This is a genomic window from Acinetobacter sp. YH01003, assembly GCF_013420525.1.
Classification (GTDB): Bacteria; Pseudomonadota; Gammaproteobacteria; order Pseudomonadales; family Moraxellaceae; genus Acinetobacter; species Acinetobacter towneri.
The window spans coordinates 62,418-87,724 of the sequence record NZ_VOXY01000005.1 but is presented as its reverse complement, the minus strand read 5'-3'; the positions used below and the strand labels follow the sequence as shown (position 1 = coordinate 87,724).

The following is a 25,307-nucleotide window of genomic DNA, read 5'->3' as shown; positions in this document are numbered from 1 at the left end:
TTTAAGACTTAGAGAACATTATGGCTGAAGTTGAACAGCAACCAGAAACTCCAGTAACGCCACCTAAAAAGCGTCGAATACTCAGGAGTGTTTTACTGTCACTGCTGTTGATGCTGGTTTTATTGGTGTCCGCTTTGGTGGTGATGTTCTCAACAGACCGTGGCTCAAAGTTCTTATTAGACAGCGTATTGCAGCGCCAAGAAATTATTCATTATGAATATGAAGGCGGTAATTTATGGCGCGGGATTATTCTGCGCAATATCATCGTCAGTTTAAAACCTGTTGATGTCAAAATTGACCGTGCCGATGTCATTCTTGGTTGGCGTGCTATTTTAGATAAAGAAATCCATCTCAATCGTGCCGATGTGCGTAATCTGCGGATTTATCCGAAAGGCCCACCAAGTGATGATCCATTCAAATTCAATGAAATTCGCTTACCTTTTGTTTTGCGTTTAGATACTGCCGATGTCGATCATTTATTGATTCAAACCGCCTCTGGTACGCAGGTCGATTTTTACGATATTCATTTAAATAATGCCTTGTGGTCGGGTACAGAACTGAAATTTGAAGATTCCAATATGGATATGGGATATTTGAATGTACGCAATGCCACAGGCGATATGAAATTTGAAGGTAAATATCCGCTTAATGTGGTGGGTGATTTAAATATTCCCTCTTTACATGACAGCTTAAATATTCACGATATTAAAGTAGTAGGCAAAGGCACACTCGACACGATTCAGGCGGGTGTTGCAACAAATACGCCTGATTTGCTCACGGGATGGGTAGTGTTGCATCCAATGCGTAAGCAAGTGCCAATGTTTGGTGAGTTACAATTTAAAAACTACCGTTGGCCTATTTTGACCGAGCAGGAACTTTTTACCCAAGCAGGTGCAGCTAAATTTAAAGGCGATATCAAGCGTTTAGATATTGATGTCAATACGGATTTGAGCGGTAAACACATCCCTAAAGGTCAATATACAGGTCTGATGTATACCGATTTAGTTCATCAACTGAATATCAGTAATTTAAATGCACAACTTATGCAAGGTGCTGCCAATGTAGCGGGCATTGTCAGTTGGGATAAAAAAGTCAATTGGGATTTAACAGGACGTCTGGATAAAATTAATCCTAAAGATCCACTAATTCCTCAAGTGGTCAAAGACTTTTTACCGCCAAGTTTAGATGCCAATTTAGCATCTAAAGGTCATTTGGAAAAAGGCACACACTTAACTGCACAAGTCGATTTTGACCAATATGAAACTTGGAATTTAAAACTCGATCAAAAACCTGCGCAGGGCAAAGCGGCAAATCCGATGTTGCTTGATGTGCGCTGGAACAACATAGACCGTGCTGTGCCGTATGTGGGTTGGTTGAAAAGTGAATCGGGTGATGTGCAATTGGCCTTGGTAGAAGGTCAGCAAGATATTTTTGTGGCGAGTAAAGTCAGCACACATGAAAAAACCATGTTACCTGCGGGCATGTACCAAGCCAAATTGAATTTAAAGAATAATCGTTTAAATATTCCTAATTTTAAATTTGATACTGCAGATAGTCATTTGGCAGGCAGCGCCGTCATTGATTTACCAACTGATAAACGTCAGTTGAAATGGAATGCGGTATTGGCTGCGAAAAACTTTAATCCGCAAAGTATCAGCACCGCAGCACCTGTTAATGTGTTAAATGGGCAGTTTAAAGCCAATGGTTTTGCATTGCCGAATCAGCAAATTATTCATTTGAAAGATATTAATTTGACAGGGCGTTTGGTCAATCAAAATGAAAACGTACATTTAACTGGGCAAAGCACCATCGCTTTATTGTTCCATGATGTGAAAGCTGGTGGTGGCTTTAAAAGTTTTGCCGTGAATTATGATGGTGGGTTAAATGCCAGTGCCATTCAAGGCAGTGAAGGACATTTAAAACTAAAATTATCGGGTACGCCGGAACTAATTAAAATTAGCGACTTACGCCATAATGGTGTTGCAGGGCAAATTGTGGCGGATGGTTTGCTGCATTTGAATCAGGGGGTGAGCTGGAATTTAAACGCTTCTTTAATTCGCTTTAAGCCGCACTATTTTGTGTCCAGTGTACGTGGTGAATTATCGGGCAATATTCGCACTCAAGGTATTTGGTCAGACACTCAAAAACGGATCAACATTGAACGTCTGAATTTGGCAGGCATGCTCAATAATAAACCTGTACGTGGTACGGGGAATTTAGCCATGTTGATTGATGCTAATCAAAAAGGCTTTTTACCACAACAGTTTGAAGCCAATAATCTATTTTTGTCTTATGCCAAAAATCAGTTACAAGCAACGGGGAATGCACAAAATCTGCGTATTAAAGTCAATGCGCCTGCTTTATACGAAATCTATTCAGGTTTACGTGGACGTGCGTATGGCTATATCAATGTGCAGTCGCAGCCACGCTTACAAGCCACTGCCAATTTTGCAGTTGATCAGTTCAGCCTCAATAATATTTTCAGCGTGCGTAAGTTGCGCTTACAAGGTGAATTGCCAACCTCTGAAAATACGCCAACGCTGATGACGGCATCCATGGAAAATTTACGCAGTGGTAACCGTGGCATTGAGCAAGGGCAGATTTCTTTAGCAGGCACACGTCAGGCGCATATTTTAAAACTGGAAGCTGAAAATAAGTTGAGTAAGTTTTATGTGCAATTGGCGGGTGGTTTAAATGCACAAAATGATTGGATGGGACAAATTCAGAAAGGGGATTTTGACTCCTTAAGAACCCATTTGGCACAGCGCCAAAACGCGGCCGTGATATATCAACATAGAACCAGTGAGTTGTATGTTGGTGCGCATTGTTGGATGAGTCAGCAAAGCCAATTGTGTTTTGATCAACCTATTCGTGTGAGTAAAACCAAAGCCAATGCATCATTTGTGACTCAAAACTTAGACTTAAATGACTTTTCTGCATTTATGCCTGAAGGTTTGGCGATTACAGGCAAGGTTAATGGGTATGCCAAAGCGGCGTGGGCAAAAGGACAGAAGCCAAAAATTGATGCACATTTGGTCACGCGTGATGGCGTCATTGGACTTGCTGCGGACGATCCACAAGATATAGGCTCAACCTTGCGCTATGAACAAGTGGCTGTGGTCGCAAAAAGCATTGCCGAAGGCTTGAAATTACGCATAGATGTGAAAACACCTGAAATTGGTACAGGTTATGCCAATGTGCTGATTGATCCTTACACCAAAAATATGCCAATGCGCGGCGAAATTGCCTTTGATCAGGTACAACTCAAAGTCTTTAAACCGTTTATTGCCGATGTGCGCTCAATGGCAGGCATTTTGTCCTTTGCTGGCAAGATCAATGGGACTTTAACTTCACCATTGCTCACAGGTGAAATGCGCCTGAAAGATGGTGCGATCAGCATGATTTCGTTACCTGTAAATCTGACCAATGTGCAGGTCTATTCCTCTATCCGCCAAGATCAAGCCAGCATTAATGGCGCATTTAACAGCGGTGGTGGTGTAGGGCGTTTAACGGGCAGTGTGGATTGGAAAAATGATCCGCGTATTCAGTTAAATTTAAACGGTAAAGACTTATTAATTCGTCAAGCACCGCTAATTACTGCAATGATTACGCCAGATGTATCCTTAGATGTTTTACCTTTCCAGAAAAAACTGAGTTTAAAAGGACGTGTAGATGTACCTCGGGCTTTAATTTCTATGCCTGAAGTGTCTGCACCTGTGGTTAACGTGTCTTCGGATGTGCGTGTGGTACATGAAGGACAAGATCAACTGGCATTATTACGTTCAGCTCGTCCATGGGATATTCGTGCCGATCTTGAATTGAATTTGGGTGATCTGGTCATTTTCCAAGGTTTTAATAGCCGTATTCCACTGATTGGACGTTTGTATTTATCTCAACGTGGTTTAGAAACTGCGATGCGTGCCAATGGTGCGATTGGGGTCAGCCAGCGTGTGAAAATTGAAGCCTATGGACAAAGTCTGGATTTGAACCGTGCCATTGCGCGTTTTAATGGCCCAATTTCTAACCCAACTTTAGATATGGATGCCAATAAAAATGTACAGGGCAGCATGGTCGGCTTTAGAGTTACAGGCACAGCCAGCAGTCCGAACATTCAAGTGTATAACGATGCAGGCTTATCTGAACAAGAAGCATTAAATGCTTTGATTACAGGTCGTATCAATGAAGGTACCAGTGGTTTGAGTCAGACCGAAAGCTTTAAGTCAGACGTCAACAATACTATTGCAGCGGCAGGTATTAGTATGGGATTGGGTGGTACACGTGCCTTGACCAATCAAATTGGACGTACCTTCGGTTTAAGTGGTTTGGCACTTGATGCCCAAGGTACAGGCGATGATACCCAAGTCAGTTTGACGGGTTATATCACCCCAGACTTGTTTATTCGTTATGGTGTGGGGGTTTTCACACCTGTCAATAAATTGACTTTGCGTTATCAAATGAATAAGCGACTGTACTTAGAAGCCAGCCAAGCTTTAGAACGCGCAGTGGATATTTTCTATAACTGGCGCTTCTAACGCCAACCTCACTTAAAAATGCGTTCTATCAGAGCGCATTTTTTAAGCTTGTGCATGGATAGTTTCGTATTTATGTCAACTTTTGATTATCATAAGCACAACAGGAGAGCTTCAATGAAAAAGATTTTGGTGGTGACTGCAGTGTTTGCATTAATGGGTTGTGCAGAAAAGAAACCCTTAACCCCTGAAGAACAATGGCAAGGCTATTGCCGAAGTGTTGGCAATGCTGCGCGTACCATCATGCTAGATCGTCAAAATGCGATTGAAAAAGAACGTGCCATTGAGCATGCCAATAAAATTGAAGATGACATTACCCGTAATTTTATCTCAGAGATTATTGAGCAAGTATATGCATTGCCACTTGAAGAAATTAATGGTGATGTTGATGCGGCACGTGAAAAAGTCCGTACGCAATTTACTGAAAAATGTATCGCGACCCCGCATGATAAAATGCCTGATTACAAACCGTTCTAAAAGAACGGTTTTTTTATGAATTAAAATTGAAATATGTTTTGTACCTCTATATCTTTTATCAAAAATAGCCTAAGTAAATAAAACGTCTAAAACTAAAATAAATAACAAATAAATTGTGACAAGTTCTAAATCTTAAAACTGGCAAAGCTTATCTTTTTCATGAATAATTAAAAAGATAACAAAAACAGTAGGAGCGCATAATGGAAGTGGTTGCTTACCTGCATAATGCAGATTTGCTCTTAGAAGATGAACAAGGTGTCGCAGTGATTGGCGGCAGTCATTATGTTTTAAGTTTAGGTGATCGGGTGTATTTACGTCAGCAAATTGATGCACCTGCAAAGATATATCAAGTTCAAATTTCGTTTACCAGTGCAGAACATTGCATGCTGCATGAAGATGAAATTCAACTCAAGTTTGAAGGTAGTCGTGAACAATTACAGCACTATCTTCAAGCTACGACAGTACACTAAGGTGGAATATCATTCATTCATTAGAACAGGCAACATGAGCGTTGCCTTTTTTACGAGTTAAACTTTAGGCGAAAAGTTAGTGTACATACAGACAAAGTTAAAATTAAGTCGTGTTTTGCCTGTAAATTGAACAATATGCGCATCATTTAGTTATAAAATAATGGGCATCACAAAGAAACACTCTAGTTGCATTAACTTTTAACCTGAAGTTTAGTAAAATTTTGCAGTCCATATTGTTTGTGATGCTTTAAAAGCAGGAATTCACAAATAATTTTTTAAAAAAGAGGAATAACACCGTGCTAGAAGCTTACCGCCAACACGTTGAAGAACGTGCCGCACTCGGAGTCCCACCGAAGCCACTTGATGATGTGCAAACAGCTGCATTAGTTGAATTATTAAAAAATCCACCAGCAGGCGAAGAAGCTTACTTGGTTGATTTGATTGAAAACCGTGTACCTGCAGGTGTTGACCAAGCGGCATACGTTAAAGCTGCTTTCTTAGCTGCTGTAGCAAAAGGTGAAGCAACCTCTCCACTCGTTTCTAAAGAACGTGCAGTTTACTTACTAGGCACAATGCTTGGTGGTTATAACGTAGCACCTTTAGTAGAGCTTTTAGACAATGCTGAATTGGCTGGCTTAGCAGCTGAAGCATTGAAAAATACTTTGCTTGTATTTGATGCGTTCCATGACGTAGCAGACAAAGCAAAAGCAGGTAACGAAAACGCGAAAGCAGTTTTACAATCTTGGGCTGATGCTGAATGGTTCACTAGCCGTAAAGATGTACCTGAAGAAATCAAACTTACAGTGTTTAAAGTTACTGGCGAAACCAACACTGACGACTTGTCACCTGCACAAGACGCTTGGAGCCGTCCAGACATTCCATTGCACGCAAATGCAATGTTGAAAAACGTACGTGATGGCATCAACCCAGAAGTTCCTGGTGAAGTTGGTCCATTAAACCAAATCAAAGACCTTATCGCGAAAGGCAACCAAGTTGCTTACGTGGGTGACGTTGTTGGTACAGGTTCTTCTCGTAAGTCTGCAACTAACTCTGTACTTTGGTTCTTCGGTGACGAAATCGCGCATATTCCAAACAAAAAAGATGGCGGCTACTGCTTAGGCGGTAAAATTGCGCCAATCTTCTTTAACACAATGGAAGATGCGGGTGCTTTACCAGTAGAAATCGACGTTTCTAACATGAACATGGGTGATGAAATCACGCTTAAAATCGACCATGCTGCTGCTAAAGTAACAGCGTTCAAAGACGGCGCACAAATCGCTGAATCTGAACTTAAAACTCCAGTGCTTCTAGACGAAGTACGTGCAGGCGGTCGTATTAACTTGATCGTTGGTCGTGGTTTGACAGCTAAAGCGCGTGAAGCTTTAGGTCTTGCACCATCTACTTTGTTCCGTACTCCAGTACAACCTGAAAACACAGGCAAAGGCTTCACTCAAGCTCAAAAAATGGTAGGTCGCGCTTGTGGTCTTCCAGAAGGTCAAGGTGTTCGTCCAGGTACTTACTGCGAACCTAAGATGACTACTGTTGGTTCTCAAGATACAACAGGTCCAATGACACGTGACGAATTAAAAGATTTAGCTTGTTTAGGTTTCTCTGCAGACTTAGTAATGCAATCTTTCTGTCACACAGCTGCGTATCCAAAACCAGTTGACGTTCAAATGCAACACACGCTTCCTGACTTCATCATGAACCGTGGTGGTGTTTCTTTACGTCCAGGTGACGGTATTATCCACTCTTGGTTAAACCGTATGCTTCTTCCAGATACAGTAGGTACTGGTGGTGACTCGCATACTCGTTTCCCAATTGGTATTTCTTTCCCAGCGGGTTCTGGTCTTGTAGCGTTCGCTGCAGCAACTGGTGTTATGCCACTTGACATGCCTGAGTCTGTACTTGTGAAGTTCAAAGGTAAAATGCAGCCTGGTATCACTTTACGTGACCTTGTACATGCGATTCCTTACTACGCAATTAAAGAAGGTGACTTAACTGTAGAGAAGAAAGGTAAGAAAAACATCTTCTCTGGTCGTATCTTAGAAATCGACTTAACAGAAATGGAAACTGACTTAACAGTTGAACAAGCATTTGAATTGTCTGATGCTTCTGCTGAGCGTTCAGCTGCAGGTTGTTCTATCACACTTTCTGAAGAGAAAGTTGCTGAATACCTTCGTTCAAACATCACCATGCTTAAGTGGATGATTTCTGAAGGTTATGGCGATGCGCGTACTATGGCTCGTCGTGTTGAGAACATGGAAAAATGGTTAGCGAACCCATCACTTCTTAAAGCTGATGCTGACGCTGAATACACTAAAGTGTATGAAATTGACCTTGCAGACATCAAAGAACCAATCCTTTGCTGCCCGAACGATCCAGATGATGCAAAACTTCTTTCTGACGTTCAAGGTGACAAAATTGATGAAGTGTTCATCGGTTCTTGTATGACAAACATCGGCCACTTCCGTGCTGCTGGTAAGTTATTAGACAAAGTTCCTGGTGGTTCTTTATCTACTCGTCTATGGTTAGCGCCTCCAACTCGTATGGACGAGCGTCAACTTATGGAAGAAGGCTTCTACAACACTTATGGTAAAGCGGGTGCGCGTACAGAAATGCCAGGTTGTTCATTATGTATGGGTAACCAAGCACGTGTAGCACCGAACACAACTGTAGTATCTACTTCTACACGTAACTTCCCGAACCGTTTAGGTCAAGGTGCAAACGTTTACTTAGCTTCTGCTGAGCTTGCATCTGTTGCAGCGGTACTTGGTAAGTTACCAACACCAGAAGAATACCAACAGTACGCTTCTCAAATCGACAGCATGTCTGCTGACATCTACAAGTACTTGAACTTTGACCAGATGGAAAGCTACACAGACGCTGCTGCGAATGTAGACACCAAGAAAATTGCTGCTGCTCAGTTGACCTAAGTTAGGAAAAGCAAACGCAAGAGCAAATCTATGATTTGTTCGAGTGTTGAGCGATAAGCAAGATCAAATAAGGGCTGATTATTCAGCCCTTATTTTTATGTGTAAAATTTCAATCTAATAATGAATGACATTTAAAACAGCATAGATTGTGATATTTCAGCTTGCCTAGCTGATTTTAAAAATAGGGGCGTAAGCTATGAAATAAATTAGGATTTAACTTATTAAAACAATATAAATTTGCCTATCAATACCGTTCGTCATAAAATAATGTAAACTGCGTCACAAAATATAATGGATTAATGCTGGTATTCAATTTTAATTATAATTTTTGGTAAAAACTTTATTGAAATGAACTACTTAGTTTTAATTTTAATGAAATTGGATATTTTTTAATAACTTACTATAATGATTGTAAAATTATGTAATTAAAATGTGTCATATTATTAATGCATTGACCAATTAAAAAAATTTTGCGTCTCTCTTTAAATATGAAACTGGGTTGTTTTTATGAATTTAATAGAAACAGTTTTTGACTTTAAAGCGCTTTCAATGCAGCAGCAATCGTATTTTTTTGAAAAAATTTATCAATTCGATCAAAAAATCTTTCCAAATTCGAGTTTAGAAGAATTTAAAGCCTTTGTTTATGACCCCGATGCAATCGCAGTCACGGTTATTCAATATCATGATCGAGATCAAGTGGTTGGGCAAAATGTTATTCCTTTTATTTTGATTCATTATAATGAACAGCCTATGCATGTGGTCAATTCACGAGCGGGTTTTTTGTCTGAATATCAAAAACAAAATTTGACGATTCCAAGTGCAGTCAAAGCCATGTTGAATCGACGCTTAAAAAATCCATTTATTCCATTGTGGTTTGTGATTAGCATTAATCAACCGAAGATTTATTCTTTGTTTGCTTCGCGTTCTAAAAGTTTTTTCCCAAGAGTCGGGAAAACTATGCCTAAGGAATATCATGAAGTTTTGCAGCTTATGGCGGTACGGTATCCTGAAATTCAAAAGCGCGGTGAAGGCGTATATGTGCATGAAACTCATTCTCCAGCACGAAGTTTTGAGCAACTGATGCATTTGAGAATTCCGCAAGATGTACATTCCAATTTCTTTTTGCAGCACGCGCCTGATTATTTTGATGGTTGGGGCATTATGTGTATTTGTAAATTAGACGGTAAAACTTTATCTGAAACGGCACTCAATTTAGCACTAAACAGAAAAGTGGATTAGGTGCTTATCACATCGAAAAACTGTAATCCTCTGTACGTATCCTGTTGACTCTATACTGCAGTAGATGATGAATTTGGGCAGTGATGGGGTGTAACCATCATCTTCACCAAAGTTTTATTGAGTGAAATAATGATCTTGATGTTTGCAGTTGCGACAAAATAAGGACACATAATTTTCTGCGTCATAATCGACAGTCAGTTCATCCGATCCGCAGTGCATACAGCGTTTAAGTGAATAAAATTTAAGTCGTGCTTCAATTTTTCGCCAAGAACGCCACACAGGTTGAAAGAAAATCCTTTCGTCATAACCCAAAAAGCGGAAGAATAAAATTTCGCTCATATAGCTGAAAGGCAAATTAGGCGGGCGTGGCAGGGTAGAGGTCTCCCATTTTTCAGCCACTGACCGTTCTCGGTATTGCTGCACAGTCTTTTTCAGTAAATTGGTATTAATAAAGTTTTCATTACGCGGTTTGAGTGCTTTTTGTTGGTATAAAAATTCCAAAGCAGTTTGCACCAAGTAATAAATTTGCCCAACCGCCAAGACATCTAAAAGTCGGTAGCAAAAGCTCTGAAAACTATGGTTGCCCGCAATTTGTATTCCCCAAGTCCGACAATAAAATTGCATAAACTGCACAATCTCTTGATACAGCAATAAATACAGCGCATCTTTGACTTCATCTGCTGTTTTGAACGGTGTGCCCATACTCAGATTTTCATAAAACCAATAACGTAATTGTTGTGCAATGCTGAATAAGCTTGGTTCAGAATAACCATCTAAACGGACATTGATATAATATTGCTGCGCATTTTCCGCAAAATCTTTGGCAATTAATATTTGCTCTTTTAGCAAATGTTTGATCATGCCGTGCTGGAAAAAATAGTTGGGGGTAATATTTAAATACTTGATTTTTTCCCAATCTATAAATTCTTCATGCGGTATATGTTCTTGTGCATGCTGATCTAAAATACTCAATAAAAATAATTTATCTATAAAACGCAGCTGATTTAATTCGCGTTCAGGTGCATCCTGTTTTTTGAATTTTTGTTGTTCTTGCAAGCGGGTTTCCGCCATGATTTTTTTGCGTTGTTGGGTACAGCTTGCGCAATGACAGTTTTGTTGTTGGCTATTTTGAAAGATGCGATGTTCACAATGACTACATTGGTGAAAATTTAATTCCTGCTCATATTGTTCTGCTTCTACCCAATACATAGATGCCTGACACAAAGGGCATAATGTGCTTTCATCTAATTGTTTTTGCAGAATTTGTAGCATTGTGAAATAGAAGCTCAAGTAAATCGTGATATGTCATTATACATGGCTTGTGTACTGAAAAGTGGAAGCTTCTGTGCTTTTGATCATCATCAAAATTAGCCTGTGTTGGTCGTATTTGAAGTGAAGTTGCATATCAAAATATTAAATTTACGCGTAATAGCAATACAGGTATTGATTTAAACAGTCTGCTTTTATGTTACTTGTACAGGATTAATCCAGATAGGATTGAAAAGCTTGGGTTGAGCGCCCATATAAATCAGCATTGTTGAACAAGACTGAAATAGATTGTGCGCAGACAGATGTTGAAAGTTGTCGTATGATCATTGCAACTTTACAAAAACAAGCGCATCGCCACAAAGAATGAGGACAAGATGAATATTGCAGCAAATCCTATGGTTGAAGCCAGCCAAACTATCTATTTAAAAGACTATCAAAAACCTTCATTCTTGGTAGATGCTGTAGAGCTAGATATTCAAGTCTATGCAGATTACACCCAAGTGGGTGCAACATTGAAAATGCAGCGTCAGACTGCAGGCGATTTGGTGTTATTGGGCCGTGATTTAGAATTGAAATCTATTATTTTGAATGGCACGGAATTATCGGAAAGTGACTATCAATTAGATAGTGAGCAGCTTCGCATTGCAAATGCACCTGATCAAGTCACGTTAGAAACCATCGTGATCATTCATCCTGAAAGCAATACGCAACTTGAAGGCTTATATCAGGCAAGTTCTGATTTATTTGTTACCCAAAACGAGCCTGAAGGTTTCCGTAAAATTACCTTCTATCCTGACCGCCCAGACGTATTGTCGGTATTTACCACACGTGTTGAAGCCGATAAAAAATATCCTGTGTTATTGGCAAACGGCAACTTGTTAGAAACAGGTGAAGCAGGCGAAGGTCGTCATTATGCGATTTGGCAAGACCCGACCAAAAAGCCAAGCTATTTATTTGCTTGTGTGATTGGCGATTTGGCAGTCATGAAAGACCATTATGTGACATCTGAAGGGCGTAATGTTGCACTGGAAATTTATGCAGAAGAAAAAGACATTCCAAAATGCAAAATTGCTATGCAAGCGTTAAAACATTCGATGCGTTGGGATGAAGAACACTATGGTCTGCCGTATGATTTAGATAATTATATGATTGTGGCGACCAGTGCCTTCAATATGGGCGCAATGGAAAATAAAGGTCTGAATATTTTCAATACGTCATGTGTATTGGCCGATGAAGAATACACCACAGATGCCGCAATTATGCGCGTACAGTCCGTGATTGCGCATGAATATTTTCATAACTGGACAGGTAACCGTATTACTTGCCGCGATTGGTTCCAGTTGTGTTTAAAAGAAGGTTTAACGGTGTTCCGTGACCAATCTTTCTCTGAAGATTTACAGTCTGCCGCAGTACAGCGTATTGATGATGTGGCGGTGCTCAAAGCACATCAATTCCCCGAAGATTCTGGCCCGTTATCGCACCCGCCACGTCCAGATCATTTTGTAGAAATTAATAACTTCTATACCGCAACAGTCTATGAAAAAGGTGCGGAAATTAACCGCATGATGTCGACTTTACTCGGTAAAGAAAAATTCCGTAAAGGTAGTGATGAATATTTCCGTCGTCATGATGGACAAGCAGTCACGGTTGAAGATTGGGTCAATGCTTTAAGCGCAGGTTCGGGTGTCGATTTATCTAATTTCCTGACTTGGTACAATCAACCAGGCACACCAAAGCTTGAAGTGCAGGGCGAATACGATGCGGCTGCGCAGGTTTATCGTTTAAATTTAAAACAAAGTCTGAAAAGCAATGCCAAATATCCAAACTTAAAAGCATTGCCTATTCCTGTTGCATTGGCATTGTTCAATGCAGAAACAGGCGAGCAATATATTTTGCAGTCTGAAGCTTTGGTTGAAAACTCAGTAAAAGATGGTGTGTATTTGTTTGATCAGGCACAAGCAAGTATTGAATTTAGCGGTATAACTGCGCATCCCGTTGTTTCTTTATTGCGTAATTTTTCTGCACCTGTGAATTTAGAATTTAACTATTCTAATGATGAATTGGCATTTTTAATGCAGCACGAAACCAATGGCTTTAACCAGTGGCAGGCGACTCAGACTCTATTGGAACGTATTTTATTGGAAGAACATGCAGCAGATACTTATTTGCAAGCCATGAAAAATACAGTACCTGCTTTAATTGAAAAAGATCCTTTGTTGGCATCACGTATTTTTGATGTACCTTCTGAAGGCTATTTGGGCAGCCGTATTGATCAAAATTATCAACCTGAAAAAATTCAGCAACAACGCAATGCGCTGTTAGATACATTGGCGCGCGAACTTGGTGCATTCTGCAAAGAAACCTATTTAAGCCTTGATCCAGACATGCAGCAAGATTTCTCTCAGGCAATGGGTGTACGTGCTTTAAAGAATATCATGTTGGCGTTAATGGCACGTCAGGGCGATGCCGAAGCGTTTGAGCTGGCAAAGCAGCAATACCAAACAACTCAAAATATGTCTGAGCGTTTAGGGGCATTGCGTGTCTTGGTGTGGAATGATGCACCGCAAGCCAAAGCTGCTTTGGAAGATTTTTATACACGTTTTAAAGATGAAGCTTTAGCACTTGATCAATGGTTTATGGTTCAAGCTTCACATCCAAAAGCGACAGCTGAAACCATTCAGGCTTTAACTGCACATCCTGATTATGATTTGGGTACACCTAACCGTATTCGTTCAGTCAGTGGTGGTTTAAATAGCAACCCTGTGAATACATGGAGTTTTGGTGTTCAGCATTTTATTGACTTAGCCAAGTATTTAGATGAGAAAAACCCAATTGTAGGTTCGCGTTTATTGCAGGTGTTGTCGCGTTGGTACACTTTGGCAGAGCCACAACGTAACCAAGTGCAAGCAGCGTTGCTAAATTTGCAGTCTGTGGTGAAATCTAAAAACGTGGTTGAAACCCTAAATAGTATGTTAGAGGTTTAAGTTAAAAAACTAAAAGCCATTTCATCAATTCGTTGAAATGGCTTTTTTGTGGCTGGAATACATCAAAAATAATCTAGCTTAGTCACAGCGAATTTGATATTCATTTTTATAGTTGGTGTAAGTTTCATTTAATTCAGCAAGTAATTTTTTCTCGTTATATTGCCGATCTTCAGGTTTAGAATTTTTAAGTACAATTGGCATATATTCATGTTTGTAAATCTGCGTATATTCTTCACAAATAATATGTTTGCGCTCATCTGCAGAATAGTTATCTAAATCGCGAAGCAAGATTTCATTCATTTTGGTATTGATGAGATCGAGTTCATCAAACATGCTTGGGGCTTGATCTGACGGTTGGGATGGGGAACAGCCGAAAGTGATAAAGCTACATATCAGAACGTAAACCCACTGCTTCACATTGACCCCAATGATAAAAAATCAAATTTATATTATAGCCTTAAAAGCGTAAAATTTAAGTGAATAGTCAGTTTTATTGGCAGTGAAATCAATTGAATGACAGTGTGTCGATTTTGTGTATTTAGACAATATGGCTGACTTGGGAAATGCAGTTTTATGTGTTAGTTTTGATGAAAATGAATGTTTTTCTGCGCTGAATTTCTGCAGATGAGTATCTAAAAAATCACGAAAAATTGAGGCATGAAATGGCTAAACATTATGACTATTTGGTAATTGGGGCAGGAAGTGGTGGTATTGCTTCGGCCAATCGCGCGGCGCAATATGGTAAAAAATGTGCATTAATTGAAGTTGCAGATTTGGGCGGGACTTGTGTCAATGTGGGGTGTGTGCCTAAAAAAGTGATGTGGTATTCTGCGCAAATCGCCGATGTTATTCAAAAATACGGCCCAGATTATGGTTTTAATACTGAATTAAAATCGCATGATTGGAATACGTTAATTCAAAATCGTCAAGCTTATATTCAGCGTATCCATGCATCGTATCAATCAGGTTTAGCTAAAAACAATGTTGATGTGATTCAGGGCTTTGCTCGTTTTGTAAATGAAAAAACAGTTGAAGTAAATCAGCAGCAATACACTGCAGATCACATTTTAATAGCCACAGGAACTGAGCCAACACGTCCAGATATTGAAGGGGCAGAGCTAGGAATTGATTCAAACGGTTTCTTTGAATTGCAACAGTTACCAAAACGCACGGCAATTATTGGCTCTGGTTATATTGCCGTAGAGTTAGCAGGTGTTTTAAATGGGTTGGGTTCAGAAGTCGGATTGTTTATTCGTAAGCAATTACCGCTGCGTAGTTTAGATCAATTTTTAGGTGAAACATTACTTGAATGTATGCGTGATGAACATATCCAAGTGCATACGCAAGCCATTCCAAAGAAAGTTACTCGCCAAGCAGATCAGTCTTTGTTATTACACCTTGAAGATGGTTCACAGCACGAGGTTGATTGCTTGATTTGGGCAGTTGGACGTAAACCAAATACACAAGCATTGAACTTGGCTGCTGCAAATGTGCAGATTGATGAAAAAGGATATATCAGTGTAGATCAATTCCAAAATACTAGCCAAGCGGGTATTTATGCGGTGGGCGATATTATTGGAAAAATTGAGCTGACACCCGTTGCTGTTGCAGCAGGACGCAAATTGTCTGAGCGCTTATTCAACAATAAACCAAATGAATATTTAGATTATCAAAATGTTGCCACAGTGGTCTTTAGTCATCCGCCTATTGGTACGGTGGGATTAAGCGAAGCACAAGCCATTGAACAGTTTGGGCAAGATCAGGTTAAAGTTTACCAATCTTCTTTTACCTCAATGTACACGGCTGTAACTCAGCATCGTCAAGTGTCTAAAATGAAATTGGTCTGCGTTGGTGATGAACAGAAAGTCGTGGGCGTGCATGGTATTGGCTATGGCATGGATGAAATTTTGCAAGGTTTTGCAGTCGCGGTCAAAATGGGCGCGACCAAGCAAGATTTTGACAATACTGTCGCAATTCATCCAACTGCTGCAGAAGAATTTGTGACTATGCGCTAATGGAGTAGCGTAGTCGCACACAAAGAGTATGGGTTAAAAAAATCCATACTCTTTTTTATTTTTGAAATTTGTAGATAAAAAATCAGAAGATAAACGTCAGAAAGATAAAGTTTGTTATCGTTATTTAGTTAGCCTAATAAGAAACCCACCGAAGTGGGCTTGTGCGATCAAACACCATCCATTGTGTCTGGGGTAGATTATCTCACGAAAATGATTAAGGTTTGATTAAGAAATTTTTGTTTTATTAAGTTTATCTTTACAACTTTGTAGTCCATGCTGCAAAGACTTTAAATCTATGTTATAATATAACTTGTACAATAAAAATATCTCTATTCTCTCGTAGTTATTCATCATCATGCTGTGCTGCATTTATTTTCTATGCACTGCAAATTAAGTGTGATGAATGTTGTTGTATTAAAAACTATGCTCAAAATTTTAATTTGAGCTTGATTTGTAAGTTATAAATGAATTGGTGTAAATATTGAAAAAAATGCAAACAATGCTTGCGAAAGCAGTGAATGGTCGCGAAATTATGGTGTCTTTGGTGGCATCAAAGAAAAAGCAAAATACCCGTGATGGTTTTAAATGGGTCGAAGTCGGAAAACATGTGTTGTTGGAATGTGGTCAGGAAATTGAACTGAATTTAGATGGTCGCAGTTTTTATACCGATACGCATGAAATGTTCCGTTTACCGCATCGGGTTAATTAAGTTTTGGTCTGAAATGAATATTCAACCTAGCTAAACTGGATTGCATAATATGTAATTTAGAAAAGCTTTTAAAAGTTTTATCCAGAAAAATCCCGTTCATTGGCGAACGGGATTTTTTTATTTTATCTTTTACTGTGGCAGAGCACAGTTGGTAATGAATTAAACCTTAACAATCAAAACAGGAACAGGAGACTGAGTCAGTACGTTTTGGGCAACGCTACCGAGCATCATCTTTTTCACTCCAGTACGGCCATGCGAACCCATAATAATCAGGTCAGCACCAATTTCATTGGCAATTTGTACAATCCCTTCAGAGGCTGCAACACCGCGGATAATTTTGGTATCTACCGAAATACCTTCACGGCTAAAGGATTGCTGAATTTCAGCCAAACGATTTTGTGCATTTTGTTCAGCCTGCATGAAATAATCGGTAATTGCTGGTGCAACTTTGTAGAAGTCCACGCCTACAAAAGGATCAACTGCAATTACACTCATAATAGTAACAGGGCAATTTAGATCTTTTGCCAATGAAAGTGCTTGTTCGGCTGCAGCATAAGACATAGGTGACTCATCTACTGGAACAAGTAAGTGTTTATAAGTTGTCATGGCAAATCCTTATTAAAAATTTATGATGAAAATATGGCTTAAAATAGTGATTAAGCTTTAACTACAAGCACAGGTAATTCTGTATGACGTAATACGTCTGTGGCAAAGCTACCCAATAATAATTTTTGGAAACCTTTACGACCATGTGAACCCATCACAATCACATCGGCATTTAAGTCTTTCGCAGTTTTGATTACACCTTCAGCAGATACCAAACCCTCAACCACGCGAGTTTCTGCATTTACACCCACTGCTTTCGCAATTTCATCTGCTTCTTTTAATGCCTTTTGTGCATTGGCTGTCGCTTGCACAAAGTATTCTTTCATAATGGCAGATGAATAATTATAGTAAAAGTCAGAATCAGTAAATGGGTCTTCCGCAACAAGGCTAATTAAGGTGAGTTTACTGTTAAATACTTTGGCAATTTCAGCTGCATGTTTGACCGCTGAAAAAGAAATTTGTGAACCATCTACAGGGACTAAAATATTTTGGTACGACATGCGGGTAACTCCAGAAATTATGATTATTCGCCTTACACTTTATTGATAGCATATAGTCTATATAGGTTCAATTTAAAATCTGAAAAAAGATTGATAATTCATTTAATTACCCGCCAAATTTGCTGAAAGAAAAGATAAGCTGAAGATGATGAATTTACTCAACTCAACGGCAAAGCTATACGATAAAATAAGATGCTAAATTTGCAAAAATAAATAGACCTTCATAATTTAATTTTAAATTACTTGGGTTTGAATTGGGTGTATGAATCTTGAGGGAAATGTGGTTTGAAAATAATTTGGATGTTGCTGTGTTTTATGTTGTTAAGTGCTTGTCAAACCACGCAGCAGAACAGTCGAATCATTGCTGGTGCATTTAATCTCACCACAGGCTTGCAGCAAAAAATCATGGATCGCTATGCACCCAAAAACATACAAGTGCAACATGATATTGTGTATGCCACGCAGCCCAATTTGAGTTTTGACTTGTATCAAGACAGTCAATTGCAAGATTTAGCTGCACGCCCGACAATTGTCTGGATTCATGGTGGTGGCTGGATTGCAGGTTCAAAAGCCCACGCACGTGGCTATTTTAAATTATTAGCCGCGCAGGGCTTTAATGTAATTGCCGTACAATATCAATTTGCCCCGCATGCAACTTATCCTACTCAGTTGCAACAAATTGATCAGGTTTTAAATTACATCACGCAACATGCAGAAAAATATCAGCTTAATCCACAACAATTATATTTAGCAGGCGATTCTGCAGGGGCGAATTTAGCTAGCCATTATGCCGCATTATTGAGTAATCCTGCATTTGCACAGCAGTCTAATTTACAGCCGACTATTCAGCACAAACAACTTAAAGGGCTGATTTTGCACTGCGGGATTTATGATCTAAAAGCGTTTGTTGAAACTGCGCCAGATGAAATGAATATCGTAGAGTGGGGTGTTTATAATTTGGTGCAGGCTTACACGGGAGATCGGAAACAGGACAGTGAATTTCTGAAGAATATTTCGCCTATTCAACATTTAACGGCAAACTATCCTGCGGTATTTATCAGTGGTGGTAACAAAGACTTTTTAACAGAAACTCAATCTATGCCGATGCTGCATGCATTACAGCAACAGCAGATTCCTGTGACGACAGCATTTTATCCAGATACAAAAGCATGGTTAATTCACGAATATCAATTTTTTATGCACCAAAAAGAAAGCCAACAAACTTTTGCTAAAACAGTGGAATTTATCCGAAGCACAGCGGCCCTTAATGTATCGCGCATACAATAAATCAATACGATGCTTCTGAAAAAGTGTTTTAATCGCTTAGTTATTTAGCTTTTGCTTTGTTTAAACTTTGAAACTGCCAAAACCACACAACCAAAAATCAGTCCCCAGAATGCAGAACCAATACCAAAAAACTGCACCCCAGAAGCACTAAATAAAAAGGTCAATAAAGCGGCTTCACGTTCTGAAACGTGCTGAAAGGCGAGGGCAATGTTGTGTCCAATAGTACCGAGCAGTGCAATTCCTGCCAAAGCTGTAATAAAAACAGCAGGGAATAACATCAGTAAACTGGTAAGCGTTGCCGCAAATATCCCCATCAAGATATAAAACAAACCGCAGCTAATCCCCGCAATATAGCGTTTACTTGCATCGGGATGCGATTGATCATCTAAGCTAATAGCAGCACTGATGGATGCGATATTGACACTAAAACATCCAAATGGCGCGAAAATAACTTGTGCTGTGCCTGTCCAACCAATTAAGTGACGTACATTTGGGTTAAAGCCATAGCTTTTGATCATGGCAAGACCGGGCAAATATTGCGATGCCATATTAATGACAAACAAAGGCAGGGCTAAACCTAAAATGGCAGACCAACTTAATTCGGGTTGCATCCAAACAGGTTGCGCAATACTCCATTGCACACTCGGCATTTGAAATTGTAAGAAGATTGGGCATAACGCGACCCCAATCAATACAGTTAAAACAATGCTATAACGTGGGCTAAATCGTTTTGCCAATACATAGGCTGCCAATAAAGACAAAATAAATGCCCATGCTTCTTGCAGGCTGGTAAATAAGGCAATTCCAAATTTAAGCAGAACACCTGCCAACATGGCGCTGGTTAAACTTTGTGGAATATAAGTCAGTACCTTTTCAAAAATACCTAAAAAGCCAAGCACTGCTGTGAGTACGCCACAAAATAAAAATGCGCCAATTGCTTCGTGTAAGCTATAACCGCTGCCCGTGGCGATAATCAGTGCCAAGCCTGCGGTAGACCATGAGGTCGCCACAGGATATTTAAATTTCCAAGATAAAATCAGCCCGCTTAGACCAATACCTAAACCCAACGCGCAAAACCAAGAGCTGATTTGCTCAGCACTTGCGCCTAAAATTTGTGCTGCCTGAATGACTAAAACCGCGGAAACACTAATACCGACCAAGAAGGTAATAAAACCTGCAAATACTGCAGGCACAGAGAAGTCATTTAAAAGTTTTTGCATGCTTTCTTAGACATATTTTCTATAATTTATGAACAGATCATACACATTTGAACAAATAGTCAAAAGTGTTTTTTATACTTTTTTTATAGCGTTGAGCTTGCCAGTCTAAAGCCAAAACCGCAGAACAAAATACCAATGCTTGCAACGCAAATGGCTGCAATTTTATAGCGTTGATTGAAATAACTGGCTAATTTGACTCCTGAAAAAATCAAGATAGATAAATAACCCATGCTAATGATTTGTAGGACGATGGCTAAAACAGCAAAGCTCAGCATCGGGTAGGTGTAATCAGGATTGACGAATTGCACAAAAAAAGACAAATAAAACAAAATTGCTTTTGGGTTAATAACGCTAATCATTAAAGCAGTTCGGTAGGGATGAACCCGTTCAGTTGTATTGCTCGTTGCTGTTGTAGAAAGATTGGCGTGCGAAGTTCTGGTTTGTGGAAACCATGTTTTATAGGCTGCAATCAGTAGTTTAATACCTAAATAGCCTAAGTAGAGCGCACCAACTACTTTTAATAAGGTGAATAGCCATGGAAAAGCATGCAGTAATGAGGCTGCCCCTAAAATGGTGCACACAATTAAAATCAGATCACCCGTAAATACACCGAAAGCAGCTGCATAGCCTGTGCGTATCCCAAAGCGTGAAGCCACTGACATGACATAGAGTGAGTTTGGGCCAGGCAAGAGCACAATTAAGGTTGTGCCAATTATAAAAGTGCTGAGGTCACTAATACCAAACACGCAAACTCACCTAAATAAAAACCGATGTTGCAGTATAACAACATCGGTTTTGTGGCTTAGTAAAAATTTTGGAATTTTACTGGGATAGGTTAAAGCTTAAGCTTTAATCTCTGCATCTAAGCCGAAAGACTGGCGTAATAGGGTGGCAAGTTGCTCACGCGCTTTAATAAAGCCATCAATGCCGCCTTGTAACAATTGGAACGCCATCAAATCTGCTTCAAGTTGCGCTTTGAATTGTTCCTTTTCAATTGCTGCCAGTGGTTCAGCTTGAACTTGAATGCCATTGGTCGATAACGCTGCAGCGACTTCTCGTTCATCAGCTTCAAGTTCTGCCAATAAATTTGGTGCAACGGTCAATAAATCACAACCAGCTAAAGCCAAAACCTGATCAATACTACGGAAACTCGCGCCCATAATTTCAGTTTGTACTTGATGCTGTTTATAGAATTGATAAATTTTCTTCACCGAAAGTACACCCGGATCTTTTTCAATAGGGTAGTACATGACATTTTCAGCTTTTTTATACCAATCTAAAATACGACCCACAAATGGTGAAATCAACGTCACTTTGGCATCTGCACAAGCATGTGCCTGATGTAAACCAAACAATAAGGTTAAATTGGTGTGAATGCCTTCGGCTTCCAACACTTTCGCCGCTTGAATGCCTTCCCATGTCGATGCAATCTTAATCAAAATGCGGTCTGAATGAACACCATAAGCTTGGTACAGTGCTAAAAGTTCTTTGGCTTTGGCAATGGTCGCATCAGTGTCATAAGACAAAGAAGCATCCACCTCAGTCGAAACACGACCTTCAATCAGCTTTAAAATTTCTACACCAAATTTGACCGTTAAAATATCAATGCTGCGCTCAACCAATAGATCATTTGTATAACCTTCAGCTTTGGCTTGCTCAAATGCAGCTTCAATCAACGCTTTATTTTCAGGTTGATTTGCAGCCGCCGTAATGAGTGATGGGTTGGTGGTCGCATCCAAAGGACGAAACTTTTCAATCGCAGCCAAGTCACTACTATCTGCAACAATGGTGGTTAAGTTTTTTAGTTGATTTAAGGCTGTCTGTGTCATTCGAGATCTAGTTCTTAGGTTATTGCTTATACATTCAGTTATATCACAAACAGCTTTTAACCCAAGTACCAAGTAAGAGGGTTTGTGGATTATTTACCAGTTTTTCTCAGATTTCGGACGTGATTAATCAAAAAATGAGCAGCAGCGCCCAATTGATGTTCTCGGCTCCAGACCAAATCGACAAAATATTCAAATTTTGGGGTGAAATCTAGCAGCTGTAAAATTTTTAATTCGTGTTGTAGTTCAGGATGTTCATTCAGCATTTCCAAGGGCAAGACACCCCAGCCTAAACCCTGCTTAATCATACTGCAGGCAGAATGATGATTATCGGTACGCCAATAGTGCTTAGAAAATAACAACTCGGGTTTAATCTGCCGATCACGGCTCGCCACTACAATTTGCCGATTTTGTAAAATCTGTTCAAAACTGACTTGATCAGATTCAGCCAGCGGTGAATGTCGGGCAGCGACAGGCACTAAAATTTCACGTTTTAATTCCACAAATTGTTCACTGCTTTGTAATTGTTCGCGTTCAAACATAAAGGCCAAGTCCGCTGCTTGAGTCATGAGTAAATGCAGTGCATCTTCTTGTGGCGCAGAGAAAATATTGATCTGCAATTCAGGAAATTGCTGTTCTAGTAACACAATATAATCTGTCCAGCGAGTGTGTAGTAATTCAGACACCACCACAATATTTAAGTGTGCTTCCAGCCCAGAACTGAGCGCAAAAGCATGTTGTTTCCATTGCTTCATTTCTATGAGCAGTTGTTTGCTTTTTTCGTAAAGACTCTGCGCTTGTGGGGTAGGCAAAGGTTCACGCCCAATCCGTTCAAACAGTTTTAGGTCTAAATCAATTTCTAAATTAGCAATGGACATACTAATTGCCGAAGGCACCTTGCCCAATTGGCGTGCAGCTGCAGAAAAAGAACCCGTTTCCATGACGGTGATAAAAATAATCAGCTGATCTTGATTGATATTCATGGCTGAGCATTCGTTTTACTTTTCAATATTATTGATGGATTCTAACTCGATTGGTCAATTAAATGAAAATAAAATAAGCGGGGAAGGATAAATATTTGAGTAAGCAGATGTTGATTTCCAAAAGAAGATGGGTACATGCCCTGAGTTATGAAGTGATTTTATTGGTCATCATTGCTTTGGCATTAAGTTATGTGTTTGAAATGCCAATGCAAGTGACAGGTGGTCTAGGCATTGCGATGGCGGTGACATCGGTGCTGTGGAATATGTTTTTCAATCACTATTTTGAAAAGTTTGAAGCGCAACACCAGCTACACAGAACTTTTAAAATACGCGTTTTACACGCAATTGGTTTTGAAGGTGGCTTAATGCTCGCCACTATTCCCATGGTGGCGTATGCACTAGAAATATCCATGCTGCAGGCAATTTTGATTGATTTATTGATGACGCTCAGTATTTTGCTCTATACCTTTATTTTTCAATATTGTTATGACCATATCGAAGCGAAATTGGGTTATGCTCCGCAACATTCAGTCAGATAAAACGCTAGTGGCTAATTAAAAGTGAGCTGCTATAAATTAAGCGCTATAAAAAAGCCACCTGAGCGAATCAAGTGGCTTTTATTGCTATCTAAATTGGAACTAGGCAGAATTATTTTTCAATAATGGCTGTTACACCTTGACCGCCTGCTGCACAGATTGACACCAATACGCGACCTGAACCTTTTTGATTCAGAAGTTTCGCCGCAGTGGCAAGAATACGTCCGCCTGTTGCTGCAAATGGGTGACCTGCTGCCAAAGATGAACCTTTGACGTTCAGCTTGCTACGATCAATTGATCCTAAAGGTGCATCTAAACCTAAACGCTCTTTACAGAAGTTCGGATCTTCCCATGCTTTTAAGGTCGACAAGACTTGTGAAGCAAATGCTTCGTGAATTTCGTAATAGTCGAAGTCTTGTAATGTTAAACCAGCACGTTCAAGCATACGTGGGACAGCGTATGCAGGCGCCATCAACAAACCTTCTTTTTTACCTACAAAATCAACTGCGGCAGTTTCTTGGAAAGTCAAATATGCCAAGACTTCATGACCATTGGCTTTTGCCCATTCTTCAGAGGCAAGTAATACGCAAGATGCACCATCGGTTAGTGGAGTCGAGTTACCCGCCGTCATAGTGCGCGCGTCGCCTTTACCAAAAGCAGGTTTTAACTTCGCTAGTTTTTCTACAGTAGAATCTGCACGTAAGTTATTGTCACGTTCTAAACCTAAAAATGGCGTGATGAGATCATCAAAGAAACCTTCGTCATAGGCAGCTGCCATTTTTTGGTGAGATGAAGCTGCTAACTCATCCTGCGCTTCACGAGAGATGCCCCATTCCAACGTAGTAATGGCTTGGTGGTCGCCCATTGATAAACCTGTGCGTGGTTCACCGTTACGTGGCGCATCCATTAAATCTTTAATGTTGATTTTGGTTAATGCTTTTAAGCGGTCTTTACCTGTTTTTGCAATGTTCAATTCAAGCAATGCTTTACGCAAACCATCGCCAAATGCGATTGGCGCGTCAGAAGTCGTATCTACACCGCCTGCAACACCAACCTCGATTTGACCCAGTGCAATTTTATTCGCAACTAAAAAAGCAGCCTGCAAGCCAGTACCACATGCTTGTTGTATATCGTAAGCAGGTGTTTCAGGAGCAAGGGCAGTATTGAGTACGCACTCACGAGTCATGTTAAAGTCACGGCTGTGTTTGAGCACTGCACCTGCAACAACTTCACCCAAACGCTGACCTTGTAAGTTGAATCGTTCAACAAGACCATTTAATGCTGCTGTAAACATATCTGTATTAGATGCAGTAAAGTAAGCGCCATTAGAACGTGCGAATGGAATACGGTTACCACCGATAATAGCAACGCGGCGAACAGTGTTTTGGCTCATAATTTTATCCTGTTGAACAGAGGTATTGGTATTAGATGGTGCTTTTGTTTGCGTTGAAGCAGTTGTTTTAGCACGGCTAGTCGTGCGGGTACGTGTAGTTTTTGTCGTACTCGTGTTGGAACGGGTTGCAGTGTTGCTACTTTTGCTTGTACGTTTAGCAGTTGATGTATTTGACACAGAATCCGTTGCAGAATTTTCCACTGCTGGATTTTCTTGAGTTGTTTTGCTCATAAGGCTTTTCCAAGCATGTTAAGGGTCTACTTGATGCGTACATTAGCACAATAGTATGACAGCTGAATTGACTACAATGACATTGCAGAATGCATTC

Annotated in this window: 19 protein-coding genes; 10 read left to right on the top strand and 9 right to left on the bottom strand. The window is 39.9% G+C overall.

Features of this window, described 5'->3' with window-relative positions; translation table 11 throughout:
* Nucleotides 1–20 precede the first annotated feature (20 nt).
* The 5 genes from FTT70_RS06715 (at nt 21) to FTT70_RS06695 (ending at nt 9,651) form a co-directional block, all read left to right on the top strand.
* Nucleotides 21–4,532 (top strand): translocation/assembly module TamB domain-containing protein, encoded by a 4,512-nt coding sequence (locus tag FTT70_RS06715; protein ID WP_180168428.1) that lies wholly within the window; start codon nt 21–23, stop codon nt 4,530–4,532.
* Nucleotides 4,533–4,646: 114 nt separating this feature from the next.
* Nucleotides 4,647–5,006, top strand: coding sequence for a hypothetical protein (locus FTT70_RS06710; protein ID WP_180060909.1), 360 nt, complete (start codon nt 4,647–4,649; stop codon nt 5,004–5,006).
* A gap of 200 nt (nt 5,007–5,206) precedes the next feature.
* Nucleotides 5,207–5,476: a hypothetical protein gene (locus tag FTT70_RS06705; protein WP_004973220.1), complete on the top strand. Its 270-nt coding sequence runs from the start codon at nt 5,207–5,209 to the stop codon at nt 5,474–5,476.
* Nucleotides 5,477–5,772: 296 nt separating this feature from the next.
* Nucleotides 5,773–8,412 carry a bifunctional aconitate hydratase 2/2-methylisocitrate dehydratase gene (locus FTT70_RS06700; RefSeq protein WP_096900892.1) on the top strand — a complete coding sequence of 880 codons (2,640 nt, stop codon included), beginning with the start codon at nt 5,773–5,775 and terminating at the stop codon, nt 8,410–8,412.
* A gap of 507 nt (nt 8,413–8,919) precedes the next feature.
* Nucleotides 8,920–9,651 carry a hypothetical protein gene (locus FTT70_RS06695; RefSeq protein ID WP_180168427.1) on the top strand — a complete coding sequence of 244 codons (732 nt, stop codon included), beginning with the start codon at nt 8,920–8,922 and terminating at the stop codon, nt 9,649–9,651.
* Between the two features lie 114 nt (nt 9,652–9,765).
* On the opposite strand, the gene FTT70_RS06690 is transcribed toward FTT70_RS06695, so the two are convergent.
* The gene (locus tag FTT70_RS06690; RefSeq protein WP_004973232.1) at nt 9,766–10,923 is read right to left on the bottom strand and encodes a hypothetical protein; all 1,158 of its coding nucleotides are present in this window, start codon (nt 10,921–10,923) and stop codon (nt 9,766–9,768) included.
* Between the two features lie 371 nt (nt 10,924–11,294).
* Here FTT70_RS06690 and pepN point away from each other — a divergent pair, with 371 nt between their 5' ends.
* On the top strand, nt 11,295–13,904 hold the full coding sequence (gene pepN, locus FTT70_RS06685) for an aminopeptidase N (RefSeq protein ID WP_180168426.1): 2,610 nt from the start codon (nt 11,295–11,297) through the stop codon (nt 13,902–13,904).
* A 78-nt stretch (nt 13,905–13,982) separates the two neighbouring features.
* Here the strand turns inward: pepN and FTT70_RS06680 are convergent, their stop codons facing one another.
* Nucleotides 13,983–14,321 (bottom strand): hypothetical protein, encoded by a 339-nt coding sequence (locus tag FTT70_RS06680; RefSeq protein ID WP_143228668.1) that lies wholly within the window; start codon nt 14,319–14,321, stop codon nt 13,983–13,985.
* 245 nt (nt 14,322–14,566) lie between these two features.
* Between FTT70_RS06680 and gorA the strand changes: the two genes are divergently transcribed.
* Complete coding sequence (gene gorA, locus FTT70_RS06675) at nt 14,567–15,919, top strand: glutathione-disulfide reductase (RefSeq protein WP_180168425.1); 1,353 nt, start codon at nt 14,567–14,569, stop codon at nt 15,917–15,919.
* Nucleotides 15,920–16,409: 490 nt separating this feature from the next.
* Complete coding sequence (locus tag FTT70_RS06670; RefSeq protein WP_004973244.1) at nt 16,410–16,628, top strand: hypothetical protein; 219 nt, start codon at nt 16,410–16,412, stop codon at nt 16,626–16,628.
* A 159-nt stretch (nt 16,629–16,787) separates the two neighbouring features.
* Here the strand turns inward: FTT70_RS06670 and FTT70_RS06665 are convergent, their stop codons facing one another.
* Nucleotides 16,788–17,234 (bottom strand): universal stress protein, encoded by a 447-nt coding sequence (locus FTT70_RS06665; RefSeq protein ID WP_004973247.1) that lies wholly within the window; start codon nt 17,232–17,234, stop codon nt 16,788–16,790.
* Between the two features lie 50 nt (nt 17,235–17,284).
* Nucleotides 17,285–17,734, bottom strand: a complete 450-nt coding sequence (locus FTT70_RS06660; RefSeq protein ID WP_004973248.1) for a universal stress protein — start codon at nt 17,732–17,734, stop codon at nt 17,285–17,287.
* A gap of 315 nt (nt 17,735–18,049) precedes the next feature.
* On the opposite strand from FTT70_RS06660, the gene FTT70_RS06655 reads away from it, so the two are divergent.
* Nucleotides 18,050–19,021 carry an alpha/beta hydrolase gene (locus tag FTT70_RS06655; protein ID WP_179988659.1) on the top strand — a complete coding sequence of 324 codons (972 nt, stop codon included), beginning with the start codon at nt 18,050–18,052 and terminating at the stop codon, nt 19,019–19,021.
* Nucleotides 19,022–19,065: 44 nt separating this feature from the next.
* On the opposite strand, the gene FTT70_RS06650 is transcribed toward FTT70_RS06655, so the two are convergent.
* From FTT70_RS06650 to FTT70_RS06635, 4 genes are all read right to left on the bottom strand, one after another.
* Nucleotides 19,066–20,241, bottom strand: a complete 1,176-nt coding sequence (locus FTT70_RS06650; RefSeq protein WP_179988638.1) for a benzoate/H(+) symporter BenE family transporter — start codon at nt 20,239–20,241, stop codon at nt 19,066–19,068.
* An 83-nt stretch (nt 20,242–20,324) separates the two neighbouring features.
* On the bottom strand, nt 20,325–20,987 hold the full coding sequence (gene leuE / locus FTT70_RS06645; protein ID WP_004973255.1) for a leucine efflux protein LeuE: 663 nt from the start codon (nt 20,985–20,987) through the stop codon (nt 20,325–20,327).
* Between the two features lie 96 nt (nt 20,988–21,083).
* A complete protein-coding gene (gene tal, locus FTT70_RS06640; protein ID WP_136144603.1) occupies nt 21,084–22,070 on the bottom strand; it encodes a transaldolase in 987 nt (328 codons plus the stop codon).
* A gap of 89 nt (nt 22,071–22,159) precedes the next feature.
* Nucleotides 22,160–23,050, bottom strand: a complete 891-nt coding sequence (locus tag FTT70_RS06635) for a LysR family transcriptional regulator (protein WP_004973259.1) — start codon at nt 23,048–23,050, stop codon at nt 22,160–22,162.
* Nucleotides 23,051–23,157: 107 nt separating this feature from the next.
* Here FTT70_RS06635 and aceI point away from each other — a divergent pair, with 107 nt between their 5' ends.
* Complete coding sequence (gene aceI, locus FTT70_RS06630; protein ID WP_136144604.1) at nt 23,158–23,589, top strand: chlorhexidine efflux PACE transporter AceI; 432 nt, start codon at nt 23,158–23,160, stop codon at nt 23,587–23,589.
* Nucleotides 23,590–23,698: 109 nt separating this feature from the next.
* Here aceI and FTT70_RS06625 read toward each other — a convergent pair whose 3' ends face one another.
* A complete protein-coding gene (locus FTT70_RS06625) occupies nt 23,699–25,210 on the bottom strand; it encodes an acetyl-CoA C-acetyltransferase (protein ID WP_096900885.1) in 1,512 nt (503 codons plus the stop codon).
* Nucleotides 25,211–25,307: the final 97 nt, after the last annotated feature.

Coding starts and splice junctions, on each gene's coding strand:
- FTT70_RS06660 (WP_004973248.1), bottom strand. CDS start 17,734: ATGTCGTACCAAAATATTTTAGTCCCTGTAGATGGTTCACAAATTTCT.
- FTT70_RS06715 (WP_180168428.1), top strand. CDS start 21: ATGGCTGAAGTTGAACAGCAACCAGAAACTCCAGTAACGCCACCTAAA.
- FTT70_RS06695 (WP_180168427.1), top strand. CDS start 8,920: ATGAATTTAATAGAAACAGTTTTTGACTTTAAAGCGCTTTCAATGCAG.
- FTT70_RS06650 (WP_179988638.1), bottom strand. CDS start 20,241: ATGCAAAAACTTTTAAATGACTTCTCTGTGCCTGCAGTATTTGCAGGT.
- tal (WP_136144603.1), bottom strand. CDS start 22,070: ATGACACAGACAGCCTTAAATCAACTAAAAAACTTAACCACCATTGTT.
- FTT70_RS06710 (WP_180060909.1), top strand. CDS start 4,647: ATGAAAAAGATTTTGGTGGTGACTGCAGTGTTTGCATTAATGGGTTGT.
- FTT70_RS06625 (WP_096900885.1), bottom strand. CDS start 25,210: ATGAGCAAAACAACTCAAGAAAATCCAGCAGTGGAAAATTCTGCAACG.
- aceI (WP_136144604.1), top strand. CDS start 23,158: ATGTTGATTTCCAAAAGAAGATGGGTACATGCCCTGAGTTATGAAGTG.
- gorA (WP_180168425.1), top strand. CDS start 14,567: ATGGCTAAACATTATGACTATTTGGTAATTGGGGCAGGAAGTGGTGGT.
- FTT70_RS06670 (WP_004973244.1), top strand. CDS start 16,410: ATGCAAACAATGCTTGCGAAAGCAGTGAATGGTCGCGAAATTATGGTG.
- FTT70_RS06690 (WP_004973232.1), bottom strand. CDS start 10,923: ATGCTACAAATTCTGCAAAAACAATTAGATGAAAGCACATTATGCCCT.
- FTT70_RS06655 (WP_179988659.1), top strand. CDS start 18,050: ATGTTGTTAAGTGCTTGTCAAACCACGCAGCAGAACAGTCGAATCATT.
- FTT70_RS06635 (WP_004973259.1), bottom strand. CDS start 23,050: ATGAATATCAATCAAGATCAGCTGATTATTTTTATCACCGTCATGGAA.
- FTT70_RS06665 (WP_004973247.1), bottom strand. CDS start 17,234: ATGACAACTTATAAACACTTACTTGTTCCAGTAGATGAGTCACCTATG.
- pepN (WP_180168426.1), top strand. CDS start 11,295: ATGAATATTGCAGCAAATCCTATGGTTGAAGCCAGCCAAACTATCTAT.
- FTT70_RS06705 (WP_004973220.1), top strand. CDS start 5,207: ATGGAAGTGGTTGCTTACCTGCATAATGCAGATTTGCTCTTAGAAGAT.